The sequence below is a fragment of the Burkholderia sp. Tr-20390 genome (assembly GCF_017104595.1).
GTDB lineage: Bacteria > Pseudomonadota > Gammaproteobacteria > Burkholderiales > Burkholderiaceae > Burkholderia.
Genome location: NZ_JAAGPC010000316.1, coordinates 1 through 5,623 on the forward strand (window position 1 = coordinate 1; position 5,623 = coordinate 5,623).

Here is a 5,623-nt window from a genome sequence, read left to right on the forward strand (position 1 = left end):
TCCACGCGCTGGTCGCCACCGCGTGCCTCGTCGCACTGATCGCGCTGTCGCTCGCGTGGGAGCTGTGGCTCGCGCCGCTGCGCCCGGGCGGCTCCGCGTTGATGCTCAAGGCGATCCCGCTCGCGCTCGCGCTGCCCGGCGTCTGGCGGCGTAACATCTATACGATGCAGTGGGCGAGCATGCTGATACTCGTCTATTTCGCCGAAGGCGTCGTGCGCGGCATGTCCGATCGCGGGCTGTCCGCGACGCTCGGCTGGTGCGAGACCGCGCTCGCCGTCGTCTTCTTCGTGGCGGCGCTGGCGTACGTCGCGCCGTTCAAGCGCGCGGCGAAAAAGTCGCGCGCCGCGTCCTGACCCTTACGCGACAAGGTGATGATGTCCTCCGAAGCTTTCGTTTCCGCGTGCCGTGACGCGATCGGCGCCGATCATGTGCTGACCGACCCGCACGATACCGAACCGTTCCTGACCGACTGGCGCCGCCGCTACAAGGGTGCCGCATGCGCGGTGCTGAAGCCCGCGAACACCGCCGAAGTCGCCGCGCTCGTCAAGCTGGCCAACGCACACGGCATCGCGCTCGTGCCGCAAGGCGGCAACACGGGCCTGGCCGGCGGCGCCACGCCCGACGCGAGCGGCAGCCAGGCCGTACTGAGCGTCGCGCGCCTGAACCGGGTGCGCGCGCTCGATCCGCACAACAACACGATCACCGTCGAAGCCGGCGTGATCCTCGCCGACGTACAGGCGCGCGCCCGCGAAGGCGACCGGCTGTTCGCGCTGAGCCTCGCGGCGGAAGGCAGTTGCACGATCGGCGGCAACCTGTCGACCAACGCGGGCGGGACCGCGGTGCTGCGCTACGGCAACGCGCGCGAGCTGTGTCTCGGGCTCGAGGTCGTGACGCCGCAAGGTGAAATCTGGGACGGCCTGCGCGGGCTGCGCAAGGACAACACGGGCTACGACCTGCGCGACCTGTTCATCGGCGCGGAAGGCACGCTCGGGATCATCACGGCGGCCGTGATGAAGCTGCATCCGCTGCCGGCCGCGCAGGTCACCGCCCTCGCCGCGCTCGAATCGCCGCACGCGGCGCTCGATTTCCTCGCCCTCGCGCAGCGCGCGGCCGGGCCGCTGCTGACCGGCTTCGAGCTGATGTCGGACTTCTGCATGCAGCTCGTCGGCAAGCACTACCCGCAACTGCGCTACCCGTTCGCGCAGACGCATGCGCAGACGGTGCTGCTCGAACTGTCCGACAACGAAAGCGAAGCGCATGCGCGCGCGCTGTTCGAGAAACTGATGGAAGAAGCGTTCGAGGCCGGGCTCGTGGTCGACGCGGTGGTCGCGGAGAATCTCGCACAGTCGCGCGCGTTCTGGGATCTGCGCGAACACATCCCGCTCGCGCAGGCCGACGAGGGGCTCAACATCAAGCACGACATCGCGGTGCCGATTTCGTCGATCGCGCGCTTCATCGACGAGACCGACGCAGCGATCCAGCAAGCCGCGCCGGGCGCGCGGATGGTGACGTTCGGCCACCTCGGCGACGGCAATCTCCACTACAACGTGCAGATGCCCGAAGGCGGCGACCCGAAAGCGTTCCTGGCCGCGTTCCAGGCGCCGATCAACCGGATCGTCTACGACAACGTGCACCGCCACCACGGCACGATCAGCGCGGAGCACGGCATCGGCCAGTTGAAGATCGACGACGCGCAGCGCTACAAGTCGCCGGTCGAAACGACGCTGATGCGCACGCTGAAGACCGCGCTCGACCCGCGCGGCCTGATGAATCCCGGCAAGGTCCTGCGCTGAAGCCGTCCACTCCGGAGCCTCGCCCGTGAAAGTCCGCGTCCTGTCCGACCTGCATCTCGAAAGCAACCTGCCCGACGCGATCCCGCATGCCGACGCGGATCTCGTCGTGCTCGCCGGCGACATCCACAATCACGCGGAAGGCCTGCGCTGGGCCGCCGAAACGTTCGATCCCGCGGTGCCGGTGGTCTACGTGCCGGGCAACCACGAGTACTACGACGGGGAATTCGGCGCGCTGGAGTCGGCAATGCGCGACGCGGCGCGGGCGCTCGACAACGTGCATTACCTGAACAACGACGTCTACGTCGATCCCGGGCAGCGCTACCGCGTGCTCGGCACGACGCTCTGGGCCGACTTTTCGCTGTTCGGCGCCGACGAAGGCAGCGTTGCCGGTTCGATCGAGGCCGGGCAGCGCGTGATGCTCGATTTCAAGGGATTGATCCAGGTGACCTGGCCGCACGATGCGGCGCTGCATGCGGCGTCGGGCACGCCGGAGCGGGATTTCTCGCCGGCGGACGCGATCGCGCTGCATCGACGCAGCCGCGCGTGGCTCGAAGCGCAGCTCGCCACACCGTTCGCGGGCCAGACGATCGTCGTGACCCACCATGCGCCGCACCGGCGCTCACTGGCGGAGCGCTATGCGGAAGATCTCGCGTCGGCGGGGTTCGTAACGGACATGGCGGAACTCGTGCAGCCGCCGGTCAATCTGTGGCTCCACGGCCACACGCATACGTCATTCGACTATGTGACGGACGGCGGCACGCACGTGGTGTGCAACCCGCGCGGCTACATCCACCGGCGCACCGGCGAACTGGAAAATACCGCGTTCGCGTGGGACAAGGTCGTCGAGCTCGGCTGAACGCCGGCCCGCGCGGCCGCGTTGCGCGGCCTTTTTCAACCCGGAGCGTGACGGCCGGATCAGCGGCCGGGGCGGCGTTGCTCGCGCACCCGCACCGGCACCGGCTTCATCTGCGCCTTCGCCTTCATCGCGCGCAGCAGGTCGCGGGTCGCCGCGGCGGCCGCGGCCGCGCCCAGCAGGACTCCAAGGCCGATCATCAGGTGCGTATCCATTGCTACTCCGGGGTTGCGTATCTCGTTGATTCTCACAGTATCAAACTGTCTGACACGCGTTCGTAAAAAAATGTTGCGTGAAGGACAAATCTCGTCAGATCGCGGTCAACCGCGCTGTCATGTCGCACGCGTGTACTGCTCGAGCGCGGCTTCGTCGGCGGCGAGCGTGGCCGGCAGTTCGTCGCGCAGGAAATCGACCCAGGTGCGAATTTTCGCGTCGAGGTACTGGCGCGACGGATACAGCGCGTAGATGTTCATCACGTGCGACCGGTACTCGGGCATCACGCGCACGATGTGCCCGCTGCGCAGCCAGCCGATCGCCGAATAGAGCGGCAGACCGCCGATCCCCATCCCTTCCCGCACAGCCACCGCGAGCGCCTCGGCGACGTTCACGCGAAACGGCGGCGCCGTGACCGGCACGACCTCGTCGCCGTTCGGCCCCGACAGCGCCCATTCGTCGAAGTGAAAGCCCGGCGCGATCATCCCGAGGCACACGTGCTGCGCGAGGTCGGCCGGACGCTGTGGCACGCCGTGCGACTCGACATACGCGGGCGATGCGCACACGACGCTGTAGCTCACGCCGAGCCGCTGCGACACGAGCCCGGAATCGGGCAGGTCGCGGCCGACGACGATCGCGACGTCATACCCCTCGTCGAGCAAATCGGGCATCCGCTGCGCGAGGGTCAGCTCGACATGCACGTCCGGGTAGCGCTCGCGGTAGCGCGCGATGGCCGGCACCAGGTAGTGCTGGCCGAGGCTCGTGAAGCAATGCACCTTCAGCTTGCCCGACGGGCGCGCATGCGCGTCGCCCGCCTCGGCTTCGGCCTGGTCGACATACGCGAGGATCTCTTCGCAGCGCTGCAGGTAGCGCTCGCCGGCTTCGGTCAGCGCGATCCGGCGCGTCGTGCGGTTCAGGAGACGCGTGCGCAGGTGCGCCTCGAGGTCCGAGACCGCGCGCGACGCGTAGGCGGTAGTCGAATTCATCTGCTGGGCGGCCGCGGTAAAACTTCCCGCGTCGACCACGCGAACGAACACCCGCATGTTTTGTAACGTATCCATCCCATTACCCGTTTGAATCCGGACGGATTGTTGCACAGAGGCGAACAAGTATTGTCTCAGGATTCGTAAAAATGACTTGCACCCTTGTCCATTTATTCAGGAATCACTGAAAAATATAATCGCATCCGACTCATCTATATCCGAAAGGGAGAAAATCGTGCAGTCTCCGGCGACAAAAGGGACGCTCGCACTGGCGGTTCTTGCAGTCTCATTAATAATGGCCGGCTGCGCGAGCATGGGCGACAACAAGCCGCAGTCGGCCCGCATCGACGCGAACGCGCTCGATGCGGGCGCTGCCATCCGCGCGGCCGACCGTGACGCGGGCTGGCCCGCGGCCGACTGGTGGCGTGCCTACCGCGATCCGCAACTCGACGCCTGGATCGCCAACGCCCAGGCCGGCAACCCGACGCTCGCGGCCGCCGAGGCACGGGTGCGCGAAGCGCAGGCGATGGCGCGCGTGGCCCGCTCGGCCGAGTTGCCGCAGATCAACGGCAACCTGTCGCTGATGCGCCAGCACTGGCCGGACAACGTGTACTACGGCCCCGGCCCGCTCGCGAACACCGATACGTGGAACAACACCGGCACGCTCGGCCTGTCGTACCACCTCGACCTGTGGGGCAAGGACAAGAACGCGACCGAGCGCGCGCTCGACACCGCGCATGCGACCGCCGCCGACGCGCGTGCGGCCAAACTGGAGCTCGAAGTCAACGTCGTGCGTGCGTACGTCGGCATGTCGATGAACTATGCGCTGCTCGACCTCGCGCACGAAACGTTCGAACGCCAGCGCTCGCTCGCCGATCTGGCGCGCAAGCGGCTGCAGGCCGGCCTCGGCACGCAGCTCGAAGTGAGCCAGGCGGAATCGACACTGCCCGATTATGAGCGCCAGATCGACAGCTACGAAGAAGCGATCCAGCTCGCGCGGCATCAGCTCGCCGCGCTGGCCGGCAAGGGCCCGGGCGCGGGCGACGCGATCAAGCGGCCGCAACTGTCGCTCGACGCACCGGCCGGCCTGCCGTCGGCGATGCCGGCCGACCTGCCCGGCCGCCGCCCCGACGTCGTCGCGGCGCGCTGGACGGTCGACGCGCAGGCGCGCGGCATCGATGTCGCGAAGGCGTCGTTCTACCCGAACATCGACCTGCTCGCGACGGTCGGCGGCTTCGGCGTGACCGCGCCGTTCACCGACTTCCTGCGCGCGATGAACGGCGGCTGGACGGCCGGCCCCGCGCTGTCGCTGCCGATCTTCGAAGGCGGCCGGCTGCGTGCGCAGCTCGGCGCCGCGAATGCCGGCTACGACCAGGCGGTCGAGCGCTACAACCAGACGATCGTCGGCGCGCTCAAGGACATCGCCGACCAGGTCGTGCGGATCCGTTCGCTCGATACGCAGAAAAAGGACGCCGCACGCTCGGTGGCTGCCAACGACCGCAGCTACCAGCTGTCGCGCGAAGGCTTCCGCCGCGGGCTGACCGATTACGTAAACGTGCTGGTCGCGCAGCAGCAGTTGCTGCGCGCGCAGGAAACGGCCGCCCGCATCGATGCGGAACGCCTCGCCGCGCACGCGCAGTTGATGGCCGCGCTCGGCGGTGGGGTCGAGACGGGTACCGATGTGCGGGGCGGCCATCCGCCGCATGACGAATCCGCCACCGGCGCAGCCGCGCCTGCCGCCGCGTCGGGCGCGGAGCCCGTGGCGGCCGTCGCCCGGCCCG

At 68.2% G+C, this 5,623-nt stretch carries 6 protein-coding genes; 4 read left to right on the forward strand and 2 right to left on the reverse strand.

What is annotated here, in order from left to right:
• The 3 genes from G3N98_RS38045 to G3N98_RS38055 form a co-directional block, all read left to right on the forward strand.
• Nucleotides 1-353, forward strand: a 353-nt coding sequence (locus G3N98_RS38045; RefSeq protein WP_241026266.1) for a DUF2069 domain-containing protein, incomplete at its 5' end; no start/stop codon positions are given.
• A gap of 18 nt (nt 354-371) precedes the next feature.
• Nucleotides 372-1,793 carry an FAD-binding oxidoreductase gene (locus tag G3N98_RS38050; protein WP_174975588.1) on the forward strand — a complete coding sequence of 474 codons (1,422 nt, stop codon included), beginning with the start codon at nt 372-374 and terminating at the stop codon, nt 1,791-1,793.
• A gap of 25 nt (nt 1,794-1,818) precedes the next feature.
• Nucleotides 1,819-2,649, forward strand: a complete 831-nt coding sequence (locus tag G3N98_RS38055) for a metallophosphoesterase (RefSeq protein ID WP_206151006.1) — start codon at nt 1,819-1,821, stop codon at nt 2,647-2,649.
• 59 nt (nt 2,650-2,708) lie between these two features.
• Here G3N98_RS38055 and G3N98_RS38060 read toward each other — a convergent pair whose 3' ends face one another.
• On the reverse strand, nt 2,709-2,861 hold the full coding sequence (locus G3N98_RS38060; RefSeq protein WP_163008969.1) for a hypothetical protein: 153 nt from the start codon (nt 2,859-2,861) through the stop codon (nt 2,709-2,711).
• A 117-nt stretch (nt 2,862-2,978) separates the two neighbouring features.
• Complete coding sequence (locus G3N98_RS38065; protein ID WP_206151007.1) at nt 2,979-3,920, reverse strand: LysR family transcriptional regulator; 942 nt, start codon at nt 3,918-3,920, stop codon at nt 2,979-2,981.
• Nucleotides 3,921-4,077: 157 nt separating this feature from the next.
• Between G3N98_RS38065 and G3N98_RS38070 the strand changes: the two genes are divergently transcribed.
• Nucleotides 4,078-5,623 (forward strand): efflux transporter outer membrane subunit (locus tag G3N98_RS38070; protein ID WP_206151008.1); only part of this gene is annotated, 1,546 nt, incomplete at its 3' end.

Coding starts and splice junctions, on each gene's coding strand:
- G3N98_RS38065 (WP_206151007.1), bottom strand. CDS start 3,920: ATGGATACGTTACAAAACATGCGGGTGTTCGTTCGCGTGGTCGACGCG.
- G3N98_RS38060 (WP_163008969.1), bottom strand. CDS start 2,861: ATGGATACGCACCTGATGATCGGCCTTGGAGTCCTGCTGGGCGCGGCC.
- G3N98_RS38050 (WP_174975588.1), top strand. CDS start 372: ATGATGTCCTCCGAAGCTTTCGTTTCCGCGTGCCGTGACGCGATCGGC.